The organism is Eggerthella lenta DSM 2243 (assembly GCF_000024265.1).
GTDB classification, from domain to species: Bacteria; Actinomycetota; Coriobacteriia; order Coriobacteriales; family Eggerthellaceae; genus Eggerthella; species Eggerthella lenta.
In genome coordinates this window covers 1,822,663-1,838,631 of record NC_013204.1, presented here as the reverse complement: position 1 = coordinate 1,838,631, position 15,969 = coordinate 1,822,663, and the positions used below count along the sequence as shown (strand labels likewise).

Annotated in this window: 18 protein-coding genes; 14 read left to right on the top strand and 4 right to left on the bottom strand. The window is 65.3% G+C overall.

The features are described from left to right. Positions 1-13 precede the first annotated feature (13 nt). The 12 genes from ELEN_RS07730 (at position 14) to ELEN_RS07675 (ending at position 10,654) form a co-directional block, all read left to right on the top strand. Entirely contained in the window at positions 14-415 is a 402-nt protein-coding gene (locus ELEN_RS07730) for an ArsR/SmtB family transcription factor (RefSeq protein WP_015760626.1), read from the top strand. 86 nt (positions 416-501) lie between these two features. After that, positions 502-720 carry a cation transporter gene (locus ELEN_RS07725; protein ID WP_009306953.1) on the top strand — a complete coding sequence of 73 codons (219 nt, stop codon included), beginning with the start codon at positions 502-504 and terminating at the stop codon, positions 718-720. 196 nt (positions 721-916) lie between these two features. Further along, positions 917-2,839, top strand: a complete 1,923-nt coding sequence (locus ELEN_RS07720) for a heavy metal translocating P-type ATPase (RefSeq protein WP_009306952.1) — start codon at positions 917-919, stop codon at positions 2,837-2,839. A gap of 269 nt (positions 2,840-3,108) precedes the next feature. After that, positions 3,109-3,519, top strand: coding sequence for a hypothetical protein (locus ELEN_RS07715; RefSeq protein WP_009306951.1), 411 nt, complete (start codon positions 3,109-3,111; stop codon positions 3,517-3,519). Positions 3,520-3,666: 147 nt separating this feature from the next. Then, entirely contained in the window at positions 3,667-3,966 is a 300-nt protein-coding gene (locus tag ELEN_RS07710; protein ID WP_009306950.1) for a hypothetical protein, read from the top strand. Positions 3,967-4,149: 183 nt separating this feature from the next. Next, positions 4,150-4,395 carry a VF530 family protein gene (locus ELEN_RS07705; protein ID WP_009306949.1) on the top strand — a complete coding sequence of 82 codons (246 nt, stop codon included), beginning with the start codon at positions 4,150-4,152 and terminating at the stop codon, positions 4,393-4,395. A 100-nt stretch (positions 4,396-4,495) separates the two neighbouring features. After that, the gene (locus tag ELEN_RS07700) at positions 4,496-4,978 is read left to right on the top strand and encodes a hypothetical protein (protein WP_015760624.1); all 483 of its coding nucleotides are present in this window, start codon (positions 4,496-4,498) and stop codon (positions 4,976-4,978) included. Between the two features lie 9 nt (positions 4,979-4,987). Continuing rightward, entirely contained in the window at positions 4,988-5,203 is a 216-nt protein-coding gene (locus ELEN_RS07695) for a helix-turn-helix domain-containing protein (protein ID WP_009306947.1), read from the top strand. Positions 5,204-5,271: 68 nt separating this feature from the next. Continuing rightward, positions 5,272-5,943 carry a response regulator transcription factor gene (locus tag ELEN_RS07690; RefSeq protein WP_009306946.1) on the top strand — a complete coding sequence of 224 codons (672 nt, stop codon included), beginning with the start codon at positions 5,272-5,274 and terminating at the stop codon, positions 5,941-5,943. 1 nt (position 5,944) lies between these two features. After that, positions 5,945-6,949, top strand: coding sequence for a sensor histidine kinase (locus tag ELEN_RS07685; RefSeq protein WP_009608579.1), 1,005 nt, complete (start codon positions 5,945-5,947; stop codon positions 6,947-6,949). A gap of 121 nt (positions 6,950-7,070) precedes the next feature. After that, the gene (locus ELEN_RS07680) at positions 7,071-7,751 is read left to right on the top strand and encodes an ABC transporter ATP-binding protein (RefSeq protein WP_009306942.1); all 681 of its coding nucleotides are present in this window, start codon (positions 7,071-7,073) and stop codon (positions 7,749-7,751) included. Continuing rightward, positions 7,751-10,654 carry an ABC transporter permease gene (locus ELEN_RS07675; protein ID WP_009306939.1) on the top strand — a complete coding sequence of 968 codons (2,904 nt, stop codon included), beginning with the start codon at positions 7,751-7,753 and terminating at the stop codon, positions 10,652-10,654. The genes ELEN_RS07680 and ELEN_RS07675 overlap by 1 nt, the downstream gene beginning before the upstream one ends. 53 nt (positions 10,655-10,707) lie before the next feature. On the opposite strand, the gene ELEN_RS07670 is transcribed toward ELEN_RS07675, so the two are convergent. Continuing rightward, positions 10,708-11,697, bottom strand: coding sequence for a hypothetical protein (locus tag ELEN_RS07670; protein WP_009608552.1), 990 nt, complete (start codon positions 11,695-11,697; stop codon positions 10,708-10,710). Next, positions 11,684-12,046 (bottom strand): PadR family transcriptional regulator, encoded by a 363-nt coding sequence (locus tag ELEN_RS07665; protein ID WP_009306934.1) that lies wholly within the window; start codon positions 12,044-12,046, stop codon positions 11,684-11,686. Before ELEN_RS07665 ends, ELEN_RS07670 begins: the two co-directional genes overlap by 14 nt. 198 nt (positions 12,047-12,244) lie before the next feature. On the opposite strand from ELEN_RS07665, the gene ELEN_RS07660 reads away from it, so the two are divergent. Then, a complete protein-coding gene (locus ELEN_RS07660; RefSeq protein ID WP_009306933.1) occupies positions 12,245-12,640 on the top strand; it encodes a metallopeptidase family protein in 396 nt (131 codons plus the stop codon). 96 nt (positions 12,641-12,736) lie between these two features. Beyond that, entirely contained in the window at positions 12,737-13,720 is a 984-nt protein-coding gene (gene guaA / locus ELEN_RS07655) for a glutamine-hydrolyzing GMP synthase (RefSeq protein WP_015760623.1), read from the top strand. 480 nt (positions 13,721-14,200) lie between these two features. Here the strand turns inward: guaA and ELEN_RS07650 are convergent, their stop codons facing one another. After that, positions 14,201-15,451: an RNA-binding domain-containing protein gene (locus tag ELEN_RS07650; protein ID WP_015760622.1), complete on the bottom strand. Its 1,251-nt coding sequence runs from the start codon at positions 15,449-15,451 to the stop codon at positions 14,201-14,203. Then, positions 15,445-15,864: a helix-turn-helix domain-containing protein gene (locus tag ELEN_RS07645; protein WP_015760621.1), complete on the bottom strand. Its 420-nt coding sequence runs from the start codon at positions 15,862-15,864 to the stop codon at positions 15,445-15,447. The genes ELEN_RS07650 and ELEN_RS07645 overlap by 7 nt, the downstream gene beginning before the upstream one ends. Between the last annotated feature and the right edge of the window lie 105 nt (positions 15,865-15,969).

The following is a 15,969-nucleotide window of genomic DNA, read 5'->3' as shown; positions in this document are numbered from 1 at the left end:
AGAGGTTGACGGAATGAAGCCAGACAAGATTACCGAAGCGGCACCCGGAAGCGAAGACGCTCAGAACGCGCACGACAACGGCTGCTCGTGCGGCAGCGCCGAGCATGCGGGCGTGCCGAGCCCCGAGTGCATGCCCGACGAGGAGCTGCTGTACGACCTCGCCGACCTGTTCAAGGTGTTCGGCGACACGACGCGCATCAAGATGCTGTACGCGCTCATGGGCCAGGAGCTGTGCGTCGCCGACCTCGCCGAGCTTATCGGCGCCACGCAAAGCGCCGTCTCGCACCAGCTGCGCACGCTCAAGCAGGTCCGTCTCGTGAAGTTCCAGCGCGACGGCAAGAACGTCATCTACTCGCTGTCGGACGACCACGTGTACACGATGCTCGCCCAGGGCATGACCCATATCTGCGAATAAGCCCCGCATCGACCGCGGCACGGGATGCTTCGACTCCGCACCGCGCGCCCCCGCTCGCAACAACGCCGAAACGAAAGGACACCGCCATGCGAAAGGCATTCAAACTCCAGGATCTCGACTGCGCAAACTGCGCCGCGAAGATGGAGAACGCCATCAAGAACATCGAAGGCGTGAAAAGCGCCTCTATCAGCTTCATGACGCAGAAGCTGGTGTTGGAAGCCGACGACGACCGCTTCGAAGCGGTGCTGGACGAAGCTCAGCACGCCTGCAAGAAGTTCGAACCGGACTGCGTCATCCTGCGCTAACTTCGGCTTCGCGTATCCTATCCCCTCATCCATAACGAGCGAAAGCCGATGTCATCCTGAGCGAGCGCAACGTGTTCGAAGGATCCCGCGCAGTGTCAGCCGGCAGACTTCCAGCTACCGCCGCGCGGGATCCTTCGACTCCGCGCTGACGCGCTCCGCTCAGGATGACGAACCCCGAACTGCAAGGTTGGAGATCATGAACAAGAAACAGAAACGCACGAGGAACCGCATCCTCCTCGCCATCGCGCTGTTCGTCGTCGTGTACGTCGTGGCGGAGCTGCTTCCGCTGTCGACGTGGCTCGGCAGCGAGACGGCGGCGCTATGGGCGGAGTTCGCGCTGTTCCTCGTCCCCTATCTCATCGCCGGCTACGACGTGCTGCTGCGCGCGGCGAAGAACATCGGCCACGGCCAGGTGTTCGACGAGAACTTCCTCATGAGCGTGGCCACCATCGGCGCGTTCGCGCTGGTGCTGTTCCCCGACAGCGACCCGCACATGGCCGAAGGCGCGGCCGTCATGCTGTTCTACCAGGTAGGCGAGCTGTTCCAAAGCTACGCCGTGGGCAAGAGCCGCAAATCCATCGCCGACATGATGGACATCGCGCCCGACTTCGCCAACGTGGAGCGCGACGGGCAGCTCGTGCAGGTGGACCCCTACGAGGTGGCCGTGGGCGACGAGATCGTCGTGAAAGCCGGCGAACGCGTGCCGCTCGACGGCGTGGTGCTGTCCGGCACGTCCCAGCTGGACACCGCTGCCCTCACCGGCGAGTCGGTGCCGCGCGAAGTGCGCGAGGGCGACGAGATCATCTCGGGCTGCGTCAACATGACCGGCCTCATCACCGTGCGCGTGACCAAGCCCTTCGGCGAGTCCACCGTCAGCCGCATCCTCGAGCTCGTGGAGAACGCGGCCGAGAAGAAGGCCAAGACCGAGAACTTCATCACCCGCTTCGCGCGCTACTACACCCCGGCCGTGGTGGGCATCGCGGTGCTCTTGGCCGTCGTACCGCCGTTGCTGCTGGGCGGCGGCTGGTCGGACTGGGTGCAGCGCGGGCTCATCTTCCTCGTGGTGTCGTGCCCGTGCGCGCTCGTCATCAGCGTGCCGCTGTCGTTCTTCGGCGGCATCGGCGGCGCCTCGCGCCTGGGCATCCTCGTGAAGGGCAGCAACTACCTGGAAACGCTCGCCGGCACCGAGACCGTCGTGTTCGACAAGACCGGCACGCTCACCGACGGCTCGTTCAACGTGGTGGCCATCCACCCGCAGGCGGGAATCGACCCCGACCGCCTGCTGTCCATTGCCGCGCACGCCGAAGCGTATTCCAACCACCCCATCGCGCTGTCGGTGAAGCAGGCGTACTCGGGGCCCATCGACCAGCAGCGCATCGACGACGTGCAGGAGCAGAGCGGCCACGGCGTGCGCGCGAAGATCGACGAGCACGTAGTGCTGGTGGGCAACGACAAGCTGATGAGCGAATGCGGCGTGGGCTGCCACGAGTGCGAGCTGACCGGCACCATCCTGCACGTGTCGCTTGACGGCGAGTACATCGGGCACATCGTCATCGCCGACGTCGTCAAGCCCGACGCAGCCGAGGCCGTCGCCGCGCTGCGGGCCGCGGGCGTGAAGAAGACCGTCATGCTGACGGGCGACCGCGCCGACGTGGCGGCCGCCGTGGCGAAGGAGCTGGGCATCGACGAGTTCCGCGCGCAGCTGCTGCCGCAGGACAAGGTCGCCGAAGTGGAGAAGCTGCTGGAGGAGACGCATGCGCACGGCTCCGGCAAGGGCAAGCTCGCGTTCGTGGGCGACGGCATCAACGACGCGCCCGTGCTGACGCGCGCCGACATCGGCATCGCCATGGGCGCGATGGGCTCGGACGCGGCCATCGAGGCGGCCGACGTGGTGCTCATGGACGACAAGCCGTCCAACATCGCCCGCGCTATCGGCATCGCCCGCAAGACCATGGGCATCGTGTGGCAGAACATCGTGTTCGCCCTCGGCATCAAGTTCCTCGTGCTGGTCTTGGCGGCCGTGGGCATCGCCAACATGTGGCTGGCCGTGTTCGCCGACGTAGGCGTTGCCGTGATCGCCATCCTGAACGCCATGAGGGCGATGAACGTGAAGAAGTAAGCCGCTTGCGTCATCCGAGCGAATCGCCCGTGCCGCCCCGAGAGAGGCGGCGCGGCACGTTGCAGAAGGGTCGCAGCGTCGCATCATCGCCCGAAAAACACGCTAGAAGGCCGTTTTGCGTGTTTTTCGGGCGATGATGCATCTTTCGATGTCGATGTTTCACGTGAAACATCCGTTCGGACAGGCCTGCGACGTCCGGGGAAACGTCGCAGGCAACGGTACGGTGCCCGTGTCGGGGGTCGGATCGGGGGGCGTGGTATGGTGGGGGCATGGACGATCGGATGCAAGATATCGGAGATGCGAAGCCGCGCATGTCGAAGCGGCGGCGCTTCATCGTGGTCGGGCGCTGGGCGCTGGCCGCGGCATGGGCGGCGGTCGTGTACTTCGGGCCCGCCGTGAGCGCGCCTTCGGCAGTGGCGTACTTCGTCGAGTTCGCGGTGCTCGGCTTCCTGCTGGCGAACGCGCTGTGGCAGCATATGGGACTGCTCACCGCCTGCGCAGCGGCCGTCCTGATCACGTGCATGCTGGGCATCGCCGACGGAGCGGTGTCGCTCATGGTTCCCGACCACCCCTTCAGCTTCTTCGATTGGCTCGTGGGCGCGGGAGGCGCGCTGGCGGGCGGCATCGTGGCCCATCCCGCCCTGCGCCTCATCGACAGCTTCGTCTCGTCCGATCTTTAATTTCGGCCTCGATCCGAGCAAACGCTTTCCAACCGAACGTTACAGCTGCGACTCGCCTCGCCCACGCCGCGCGCCCGCCCGCTGCGCCGACGCGCCCGAAGCGTAAGGTGCCGAGCGGAAGGACAAGCCAAGCAGAAGGAGGCAGCCATGAACGCGAAAGAAGGAAGCGCCCGTCCCGCAGCCCTCGGCCGGGGGCTGGACACCCTCATGGGAAACGAGGAGGAGCGCGACGCGCCCTCAGCGGCGGAAACGCCGGATGGGCCGGAGGGGCCGCATCGACCCGCGACGCCGGACGCCCGGCGATGCCAAGACCCCGAGCATGCCCACGGGAAGAGCGCAGGGCTCGTCGGCGGGCTCATAGCCGGTGGAGCGGCGGGCGCCGTCGCCGTGGCGGCGTTCACGCTCCTCGGCGTGCGCGCGGTGCTGGCGATGGGGCGCCGTCGGTAAACGCAAACAGAGAAAGGCGTATCTTCGCTCCAAAAACACGCTTCGTCCGCTGGGGCGTGTTTTTGGAGCGAAGATACGCCTGATTTTGCACGATGTTTCGCTGATTGCGGTCGTTTCCGGCGGGAAACGCCGCGCACATGCGTCATCATGGAGCGCACACGTTTCGAGGAACACGGAGAGCCCATGCCCGACAACCCCGCAGATCGGCAGCATCCCAACGACCCGCTGCACGGCATCACGCTGGAGACGATGCTCAAGCAGCTGGTGAACAAGTACGGCTGGGACGGCCTGGCCAAGCGCATCAGGATCAACTGCTTCAAGAAGAACCCGAACTTCAAGAGCTCGCTCACGTTCCTGCGCAAGACCCCGTGGGCGCGCAGCAAAGTGGAGGAGCTGTACAAGAACTCGAGGTTCTGGGTGGATCTGTAGATCGACCGGCTGCATGTTTTGACGTAAAACGTCATATTCATATCATTTTGCGTCATGTTTCGGCGTATACTGGGAGCCATCCGATAGCGAGGAGACCCCTATGGACAAGACGCGCGCCAAGATCAAGTCGACCAGCATGACCGCATTCGTCGCGATCCTCGCCATCGCGCTGCTGTTCGGCATTCAGACGTCGATCAATATCTTCGACTGGCTGACGACCGGTGAAGCGCTGTCGAACCCCGACTCCGTGCGCCACGGCATGGGATTGCTCGGGGACGGGCTTCTCGTCGCGTTGGCCGTGTACGTCGCTCTCGTCTTTCTGCGCATCAATCGCGAGGAGACGCCGTTCTTCGCAAACCTGCCGCGCAAGATCAAAGCGGTGGCCGTGCTCCTTTTCGCGACGCTCGCGGTGCCGAAGTGGCTGTACTGGGCAGTCGGCAGCATCCAAACCGGAACGCTGTCCGGCGCTCTCGTGGACGAATCGGTCATGTTCGCCTTCATGCTGGCCGCCATCGTGTTCTGCCTCGGGCAGATCATCGAGTACGGCTATCTCGTCCAAGACGAGAACTTCGAGATCATCTAGGAGGGCAGCATGGCTATCGTGCTGCGCCTCGATCGGATGATGGCCGATCGCAAGGTTTCCCTGGGAGAGCTGGCCGAGAAGGTGGGTATAGCCGACGGCAATCTGTCGAAGCTGAAGAACGGCAAGGTCAGCGGGGTGCGCTTCAAAACGCTCAACGCCATCTGCAAGGAGCTGGACTGCCAACCCGGCGACATCCTGGAGTTCGTCGACGACGAAGAAGGCTGATCCTCCCCTCCCCTTTCCCGCGTTTTCTGCTACCGTGGAGACGATGCACCCGAAGGGAAGGACGCCCCATGCGCATGTTGCTCGTCGAAGACGACGCGGCCATCGTCGCCAGCTTGACGGACCTGCTGCGATCGGAAGGATACGAGACGCGCTGTGCCGACGGCCAGGACGCGGCCGTCGAGTTGCTGCGCAGCGAACGTTTCGACCTGGCGCTGGTGGACGTGGCGCTCGCCCAGGGCAACGGGTTCGCCGTGTGCGCGGCGGCCAAGGCGTGCGACCCGGCTCCCGCCGTCATCTTCCTCACGGCCTCCGACGACGAGTTCAGCACCGTGGCCGGCCTCGACATGGGCGCCGACGACTACATCGCCAAGCCCTTCCGCGCCCGCGAGCTGCTCTCGCGCATCCGCTCGGTGCTGCGCCGCACGAACGCCGCCTCGTCGCTTTTGCGCTTGGGCGACGTGGAGATCGACGCCGGCACCGCGTGCGTGCGCAAGGCGGGCCGCGACCTGGCGCTGACGGCGCTCGAGTACCGGCTGCTCCTGCTGTTCGCGCAGAGCCGGGGCAAGCTGGTCACGCGCGAGCACGTGCGCAACGCCATCTGGGACAGCGCCGGCGAATACGTCAGCGACAACACGCTGAGCGTCTACGTCAAGCGCCTGCGCGACAAGGTGGAGGACGATCCGGCCGAACCCCGCCTCATCCTCACCGTGCGCGGGCTGGGCTACCGGACGGGGGCGTGACATGGGCCTGACGAGGAACCGGGCCTTCGCCTGCCAGTTGGCGCTGCTCGCGGGGGCGCTTGCCGTCTTCGCCGCAGCGGCCGCCGCGGTGGAAGGACCGCGCGCGGGCCTGTGGGTGCTGGCCGCCGGAGCGCTGGCCTGCGCGCTGTTCGCGACGTTCTCGCTGCGGCGTTACCGGCAGATCGCGCGTTTGGCGTCCGAGGTCGACGAGGTGCTGCACGGCGGCCGGCGCATCGCCTTCTCGGACTACCGCGAGGGAGATCTGGCCGTGCTCAGAAACGAGCTGGCGAAGATGGTGGCCGCCCTGCGCACCGCCACCGAGCGCCTCGACGCCGAGAAGAACGCGCTGGCCGACGCGCTGGCCGACGTGTCGCACCAGATACGCACCCCGCTCACGGCCATGGGGCTGCTCATCGGCACCGCCGAGCGCACGAGCGACGAGGCCGAGCGCATCCGCGCGCTGCACGAGCTGGAAACGCTCGTGAGCCGCGTGGGATGGCTGGTCACGGCGCTGTTGAAGCTGGCGAAGGCCGATGCCGGGGCCATCCGCGTGCAGGCTCGCCCCGTGGATGCGGCGCGGCTCGTGCGCGACGCGCTGGCCCCGCTGGCCGGCGCCTTCGATCTGCGCGACGTCGCCTGCGAGACGCACGTCGACGAGGGAGCGTCGTTCAACGGAGACGCCGCCTGGTCGGCCGAGGCGCTGGGCAACATCCTCAAGAACTGCATGGAGCACACGCCCGCCGGCGGATGCGTGCGCGTGCAGGCGTCCGAGGACGCCGTGGCCTTCCGCCTGTCCGTCGCCGACACGGGCCCGGGCATCGCCGCCGAGGACCTTCCCCGCCTGTTCGAGCGCTTCTACCGCGGCGCGGGATCGGAGGGGTTCGGCATCGGCCTCGCGCTGGCCCAGGCGCTCGTGACCGCCCAGGGAGGCACGCTGCGCGCGGGCAACGACCGCGAAACGGGCGGCGCTCGCTTCGACCTGACGTTCCCGAAGGTGGTCGTGTAGGAGGCCCTTCGCCCGGAACGGCGGGCTGGCCGAATATGACAATTCCGTCATGCGGCGTTCATGCCCGCGCAAGCGCGGGATGGCACACTATTCCGTAGACCGTTAGCGAGAAAGGCTCCTCATGGACATTCTGACCATCGACCATCTCACCAAGGTGTACGGAAGCGGCCCCACGGCGCTCAAGGCGCTCGACGACGTGTCGTTCAGCGTGGCCGCGGGCGAGTTCGTGGCCATCGTCGGCTCGTCGGGCTCCGGCAAGTCGACGCTTCTGCACCTCATGGGCGGCGTCGACCGCCCCACCTCCGGCACGGTGCTGCTGAACGGCGCGGACGTGTACGCGCGCTCCGACGAGGAGCTGGCCGTGCTGCGCCGTCGCGACGTGGGGCTGGTCTACCAGTTCTACAACCTCATCCCCGTGCTCAACGTGGTGGAGAACATGACGCTTCCCGTGCTCATGGACGGACGCGCCGTGAACGAAGAGCGCCTCGGCATGCTTCTGGACGGCTTGGGACTGCGCGGCCATGAGCGCTTCCTGCCCAATCAGCTGTCAGGCGGACAGCAACAGCGCGTGGCCATCGGGCGCGCGCTCATGAACGCGCCTGCCGTGGTGCTGGCCGACGAGCCCACCGGCAACCTCGACTCGCGCAACTCGCACGAGATCATGGCGCTTTTGCGCGAGTCGAACAAGCGCTTCGACCAGACGCTCGTGGTGATCACGCATGACGAGGACATCGCCTGCATGGCCGACCGCGTCATCGCCATCGAGGATGGCCGCATCGCCTCCGACGAAAGGAGGCGCTGATGGCCGGCATATTCACGCGTTTCACCCTGCGCTCGCTCGCTCAGAACCGCGTGCGCACGGCCGTGACCGTCGTCGGCATCGCGCTGTCCACGGCGCTTCTGGCCGCCGTGCTGACCAGCGTGGCAAGCGTGCAGCAGGGCTTGCTCGAGCGCACGATGGTAACTGAAGGATCATGGCACGTGTTTTCCCCCGACGTGCCCGCTCAGGGCATCGATGCGCTCGTGGAAAGCGACGCCGTGACCGACCTCGCCACCTTCCGCGACCTCGGATCGGCCGCACTCGCGCCCGACGACGCCAACCGTCTGGGTGCGTTCATCGCGCTGAAGACGACGCCGACCACCGTCAAGGGCGTCGACGAGCCGGGCGGCGCGCCGTACTCCCTGATGCCCGAGCTGGCAAGCGGGCGATGGCCCGAGACAGCGGACGAGATCGTGCTGCCCGACTATCTCCAAGGCGAGGAGCTGGGCGCGGGAGGCGCCGAGGGCGTTGTTTCGAACGGCCCCCTTGAAACGGGTTCCACCCTCACGGGAGGTTTTGGAAACCTCGCAGCCGCCGAAGACGGCGCGCGCCTCGCCGACGGAAACGAGACGCGCGTCGAGAACGCCCGCGAGCGCACGCTGACGGTTACCGGATTCTACAAGCGACAAGCGCCTTTCCTCGCCAACAACTACACGGCCTCTTCCGCGCCCAGCGTCGCCCTCACCGTGGCCGACGCGTCTGAGGAAGGAGCGGCTGCGGGCGCGTATCTGGTCACGCAAGGTCTGGGAACCCTCGACGAGATGAAGGCCTTCTTCGCCGACGCGACCGGATTGGACGATACGGCCGCCACTCTGTACCACACCAGCCTGTTCTCGTACTTGGGCATCTCCGACGGCAGGCCCATCTGGGGAAGCCTCTGGGCGGTTGCCGCCGTGTTGGCCATCGTCATCGTGGCGGCGTCCGCATCGCTGATCTACAACGCATTCGCCATCTCGGTGGCCGAGCGTACGCGGCAGTTCGGACTGCTGGCCTCTCTCGGCGCTTCGAAGCGGCAACTGCGCAGCACCGTGCTGGCAGAGGCGCTGCTGCTGGGAGCCGTCGGCGTGCCGATTGGCCTCTTAGCGGGCGTGGCGGGCACGGCAGGCGCGTTCTCGTCGTCGCAGGAGGCGTTCGCTGCGATGTTGGGATCGGGATCGGCGGGGCTCGCGGTGCACGTGGATGCCGGAGCGTTGGCTGCGGCCGCGGCACTGTCGATAGCCACTTTGCTGGTGAGCGCCTGGGTGCCGTCGGCCCGCGCCGCCCGCGTCTCAGCCGTCGACGCCATCCGCCAAACGCAGGACGTGCGCCTCTCGAAGCGCGCAGAACGGTCGGCACCATCGCACGCGCCCGACGTCGGGCGCGTGAAGCTGGGCATCGCGGGCAGGCTGTTCGGCATCCCCGGGTTCGTCGCACACCGCAACCTGTCGCGCTCGGCGACGCGCGGGCGCACCGTGGTGGCATCGCTCGCGGTCAGCGTGACCCTCGTGGTGGTCGCCGGCAGCACGGCGCTGTACCTCGCGCCGCTGTCCGACCGCGCCAGCAGCTCGCGCGGCGCTGGGAGCGGAGCCGACATCGTGGTGTCGGCGCATCCCGACTACACCACCCCGCGCGAAGGGAACGACCTGTCCGACTACGCCGCCGAATACGACGAGTTCCTGGCGCGGGCGAGTGAGATCGAGGGCTTGCAGCTCATAGGCTCGTGCCGCCAAGGTCAGGCCGAAAGCGTCGTCGACGGTCGCATGATATCGCAAGAGGCGCGCGCTGCTCGGCAGGCTTACAACTCCCAGACGAGCGCCGACTGGGTGCCCGACAGCTTCGGCGAGGACGGCGATTACTACGGGGCCCTGTACACCTTCTTCGTCGACGATGCCTCGTGGCGCGCGCTGCTGGACGAGCTCGACCTGGACGTAGCCGCCTACACCGACCCGGAGAACCCGCGCGCCATCGGCCTGAACACCTATCAGGACAGGATGCCCGACGGCACGTACGTGTCCACGAAGCCCTTCGCGGGCACCGGCGCCGTCGACCTGTACGTCACCGAGGAGCGCGAAGGATTCTCCAACATGGGCTTGCAGGAAGGCCCGGACGGACGGCCCCTGGTGGGGTACCTCGACCGGGAGGCCGGGGTCAGCGGGACGGCCGACATCGTCACCGCCCCGATCGACGAGGCGGCCACGGCTTTCCGCATCGAGATAGGAGCGCTCTGCGACGAGGAGCCGGCCGTGCTGAACGCCATCGCGGCCAACAACCACTTCCCCTCGATCATCCTGCCGGAGAGCGTTGCGGAGAGAGCCGCAGGGCTGGGCGACTACCACTCGAACCCGTACACGTACTCGTTCGCCGGAGCCTCGTTCACGGCGGAGGATCACGCGAAGGCTTCCGACGAGCTGGAGGCGCTGGCGCGCGACTTGGGCGACGTCGTGGTCAACGTCAGCGACATCGAGAATGCGGCGCGCCAGAACCGCCTGATCGCGCAGGCCTTCCAGCTGTTCGTGCTGTGCTTCTCCGTCATCACGACGCTCATCGCCGTGGCCAACGTGTTCAACACGCTGGCGAACGGGATCATCCTGCGCACGCGCGAGTTCGCCGCGCTGCGTTCCATCGGCATGGGCAACCGCGCCTTCGCCCGAATGCTGGCCTACGAGTGCGCGAGCTACGCCCTGCGCGGTTTGGGGATAGGGCTGGCGGCAGCCGTAGCGGTTACATTCGCGCTGTTTGCAGCAACGTCCATGGCGTTCGCCGGCCTCGAGTTCACGCTGCCGTGGGACTACGTGGCTCTCGCCGTGGCCATCGTGGCCGTCGTGCTGGCGCTCAGCGTGGCCTACGCGCTGCGCCGCTCGCACGCCTCCAACATCGTGGAGGCTCTGAGGTCGGACGCGATCTAGCAACGCCCGCGCGCCTTTCCGCGAGGGGCGCGCGGGCCGACAGGACGGCCGCCTTACCGTGCACGCACCGTCTTCACGATGGAGTCCACGGCGTCGATGACGAGCGCCGCCACTACGAGACCGCAGAACGCCGTCTGCGCGTTGGACACCGCCCACAGCACCGGGCCCTCCAGCGCCTTGCCCGACGACTGCATCGCCTGGACGACGGCATGGGAGTCGACCAGCTGGAAGTTCGTCAGCCAGAACACGACGAGCGCTCCCGCTACCAGGTCGCATGCGAACGTCACCGCCAGCACGCGCTTCGTATAGCGGCCTTCCACCAGCTTGAAGCTCTCGCCGGCGACGCACACGAACGTCCACACGACGACGACCCATGCCGAAGCGCGGAAGGCGTCGACGTTGAACGGATCGAACGGCACGCCGTCTGCGCGATGGCTGAGCGCGTTCAGCACGTCGGGGAACAGCAGGAACACAACGGCGCCCACGATGGAGAACACGATGCCGGCAACCGCGTCGCCGCGCGTGGAAGACCTGGTCTCGCGCGGCACGGGCGGCAGGTCGTCGAGCGAGCCCATCGTCTCGACCTCGATGCCCCGGCGGGAGAAGAAGGCGAACAGCAGGGTGACGATCGCGAACGCGAAGAGAAGCGCCCCTATCAGGGATCCGATGCCCTCCAGCACGCCTCCGAGGAGGCTCCCTTCCGCGCCCGTTGCGAGCGACAGCGCCCCGGCGACCAGCATGCCGCCTGCGACGCAGGCCAGCACGATCTTCAGAACGTAAAGGTACTGTGCGTAGTACGGCTGTCCGATCAGGCATTCCCCTTCCCCGCTCGTGTACTTGCGCACCATCTCGCCCGGGGTTCCCAGCTCGGTGAGCACGACCCGGACGTCCTTGGCCGTGGGCGGCAGGCTGCCGCAGCGCTCGTCCAGCATGTCCGAGATAAGCGTGCGCAGCTCCTCGGCCACGTCGGAGCGCTGTGCGCTGGGCAGGTGCCGCGTGATGGCGTACAGGTAACGCTCGATCAGGTCGTTATCGTTCGGCATGTTCCCGATCCTCTCCGTTTGTCTCCAACAGCTTGCCCACCCCGTCGCACAGAACGTGCCACTGGGCCTCCACTTCGCGCAGCACGCGCAGGCCCTCGTCGGTGGTGCGGTAGTATTTGCGCGGCTTCGAGCCGCCGTTGTCCCATTCGCTTGCCAGCAGCCCTTGCGACTCGAGGCGCCGCATCAGCGGGTACAACGTGTTCGCCTCGATAGGGATGCCGTGGTCGGCCAGCGATTTCACCAGCGCGTAGCCGTATGCCGGCTCGCGCAGCTGGCTCAGCACGAGCATGACCAGCGTGCCGCGCCGAAGTTCCAAGACCATGCTCGATACGATGTCGTCGTACGCCATGCGCCCCTCCTTCCAGTGCCGCTTCCCTGCGCCGCAGGTTTTGCGGTTGCGTCGGATAGTGTGTGTCGCACACTATAACATAGTTCACACGATAATGTGCGGCACACAGTACAAATCGTATGGGGTATACTCGTGTCTGCCGGTTCAGCGAACCGGGTGGGCCGAGGGCCCGCGCGCCCGCCGACGAAAGAGGCCGCCATGCACCGCATGACCGACAGCGAGTTCGAATCAGCCGTGGAGGAGGCGCTCGGATGCATTCCCGAGCGGTTCCTCGACGCGCTCGAGAACGTGGCCGTCGTCGTAGAGGACGAGCCGAACGACTACCATCTGGAAACCCTCGAGGAACCCGACTGTCTAGGGGCTTCCGTCTGCGACAACGAGTTGCTGGGGCTCTACGACGGCGTGTCGCTGCCCGATCGCGCCGACGGCTACGACAGCGACGTCCCCGACGTGATCACCGTGTTCAAAGGTCCCCATGAGCGCTGCTTCGGCTCGCGCGCGGAGATCGTCGAGGAGATCGGGAAGACCGTCGTGCACGAGATCGGGCACTACTTCGGCATCGACGACGCTCGCCTCTACGAGATGGGATACTGAGCAGGGCGCCGAAAGAACGAACGACCTGCCTATACACCCGCGCCATTTCACGTATAATTTCCTCAGATCATTGCCGAACACGAGGAGGACCCCCGCATGGACCCCAACAAGCGCCCCGAAGACATGGAGCGAATCACCACCCCTGAGCTGGCGAACGCCTTCATCGACGAGCAAATGGACGCGATCCGCGCCCAGATCGGCGACAAGAAGGTGCTGCTGGCGCTGTCCGGCGGCGTGGACTCGTCGGTGGTGGCGGCGCTGCTGATCAAGGCCATCGGCAAGCAGCTCATCTGCGTGCACGTGAACCACGGCCTCATGCGCAAGGGCGAGAGCGAGCAGGTGGTTGACGTGTTCCAGAACCAGCTGGACGCGAACCTCGTGTACGTGGACGCCACCGACCGCTTCCTCGAGCTGCTCGACGACGTGGCCGAACCGGAAGCCAAGCGCAAGATCATCGGCGCCGAGTTCATCCGCGTGTTCGAGGAGGAGGCCCGCAAGGTGGGCGACGAGGTGAGCTTCCTCGCGCAGGGCACCATCTACCCCGACATCCTGGAATCCGACGGCGTGAAGGCGCACCACAACGTGGGCGGTCTGCCGGACGACCTGCAGTTCGAGCTGTGCGAGCCCGTGAAGCTGCTGTACAAGGACGAGGTGCGCGTCATCGGCCGTGAGCTGGGCCTTCCCGAGGGCATGGTCGAGCGCCAGCCGTTCCCCGGCCCGGGCCTGGGCGTGCGCTGCCTCGGCGCCATCACGCGCGACCGCCTGGAGGCGCTGCGCGAGGCCGACGCCATCCTGCGCGACGAGTTCGCCGCGGCCGGCCTCGAAGGCAAGGTGTGGCAGTACTTCGTGAGCGTCCCCGACTTCCGCGCCACCGGCGTCCGCGACGGCGTGCGCGCCTTCGAGTGGCCCGCCATCATCCGCGCGGTGAACACGGTGGACGCCATGACGGCCGAGGTGCCGGAACTGGATTGGGCGCTGCTGAAGAAGATCACGGAGCGCATTTTGGCCGAAGTCCCGGGGATTTGCCGCGTGGTCTACGACCTCACGCCGAAGCCCATCGGAACCATCGAGTGGGAATAGTAATAGAACATTTGTTTGTGATTTTCATACGGTTTCTAGCGGTTCCAATGGCGACCGATGACGACATTTCAGAACGTCCGCACCTGCAAACCGCATGATTCCGAAATCAGATAGAAACTCACAAGGCTCCTCGAAAGAATCGAGGAGCCTTTTCGTTTCCGCAGGTAGACGCATGGTCGGTTGTCACCCCATGGCAAACGGGCATGGGTCGAACGAGCCTGAAACGACTCGAACGGAACCGAAGGGAACCGACGCGAACCGAAGAACCTGCAAGCCGACGAGAGGCAATGATGGCGGGAGGCTTGCAGGTGCCGCCGAAAATCGACGAAACTCAAACGAAACTCACCCGGAAAAACGAAACTCAAGAATGACGGATGCCCCTGGCGGAGAGCCTGGAAGTGTCATTCTCGCAAACTCACGAAGACGGTCGGATTTCGCTATTACTCCTCCCGAGTAGCAGCAGAGGGCTTGCGGGCCAAACTACCAATCCCTGGAAGTGGGCAAGCGCAACCCTTCGAGATCGTCCCTGAATTCTTCGAGCATGCGCTTGAGGATGGGAATCGCTTTCAGCTCGCGGGTGGCTTGGTCCTTCGCCTCCTGGGGATAGTCCTCGGGAAGTCGCTCTGCGCCGTACGGGTCGGGGGCCTCTGACATCTCCTCCTCGAATTCGGAATGACGTTCGCGAAGAAGGATCTCGAAGCCTTTACGTTCTTCCTCGTCTTGGAAGATGACGACGGTTTCGAGGAACCGCCTGCGCGCTATCCTGGCATCGCCGTAGTTCTCGTCGAAGAAGAACTCGTTCAGGTTCCAATCCAAAGAATCCCTTGTGTAGTAGCAATACATGAGATTGAAATCCAGGCTGCGCCGATTCCAGCGCACGAAGGAACGCGACGGGGCGGGCGCGAAATACCTGCCGCCGTCGAGGGCGATGCCGAGAGTGTCGAATATGCGAGTCTGGAAATAGCGGATCTCGATCATATACCAGCTCGGACTAGGGTCTGTCTGGTTCAGCATGTAGTACTCGTAGCCGTCCCGCTCGTCGTCCGAATAATGGCAGACGGTAAACTCCGGAGCGTACAGATAATACTTGTCCTCCGTGCCGACCACCTCGGAGAGAAACCTCCAATGCTCCTTGTCTTCGAGCATCACCTTCACCCTCGCAAGAGGAGATTCGTCGAGCGAGAAGTGATGGCGCCAGATGTCCTCCACTTCGTTCCACGACGCTCCTTCGTCTATGGGCGTGTTCGAGTCGACGCGTCGCGTGTGGACCATATGCGCGCGCACTTTCCCCGACCCTTTCGAGAGGGAATAAGGCATATCCTCCCGCCTGCTCACGACGCATAGGATGTCTATTGTTCCCCCGTCAAGCTCCATTGGCTCCACGACCGCGAAGGGAGGCTGACCGTTGTCCCATTTTGTCTTCGAGAGCATATCGACGATCATCTGGTTCGCCTTCCGTTCGGCATGATCATTGTTCTCGACATCGCACACCGAATAGCCCTCTTCCTCGTCTATGCCGATGAAGAGGTACGACACGTCGCTCTCGAGATTGTTGGCAAGGCATAGTATGTCGTGGATCAGCTCGGAATTGTCTTTGTGCCACTCCTTCTTGAAGTCCCAGTAGGCGCCTTCGCGCTTCAATGCGATGAGCTTCGGAGCCTCTTCTTGGATTCTTGATAGAAGGCTGCCGATAAGGCGCGCCCTCGAAATCCTCCTCGAATCGCCTAGCATCCGCCAATCCCCATCTTCCAGGACTCGTATTCCTCGGGGGTTATCTCTCCGCGGTCGAGCGCATCCACCTGGGATTCCCAGGCCTTGATGGCGGCGGCGAGCTTAGGCGCCTTCTCCGCGCCGGGCGCGACGGCGAGCCTGCCTCCGCCGACGGGCCTGAGCCCGAACTCCTCCTCGATCCTGAAGAGGAGCTCGAGGGCGTCCCTGACGGATTCAGCCTGGACGGGCATGAGGGCCTCGGGGGCGACCCCGAGGGCGCCTGCAATCGCATCCAAGGCGGAGCCCTTCAGCGCCCTCCTGCCCGCCTCGTAGTTTCTGATGGCCGCGTCGGTGCAGCCGGCCCTCTCAGCGAGCTGCCGTTGCGTCATCCCCCGCGACTCGCGCAATGCCCGTATGCGGCTTCCCGTCGTCATCTCTCCTCCTCTGATCGTTTTCCCCATGATACTAGAGAACAAAAACGTTCTCAATTTGTCTTGACCGAACATTTTCGTTCTGTTAGTGTCACGAATTACAGAACG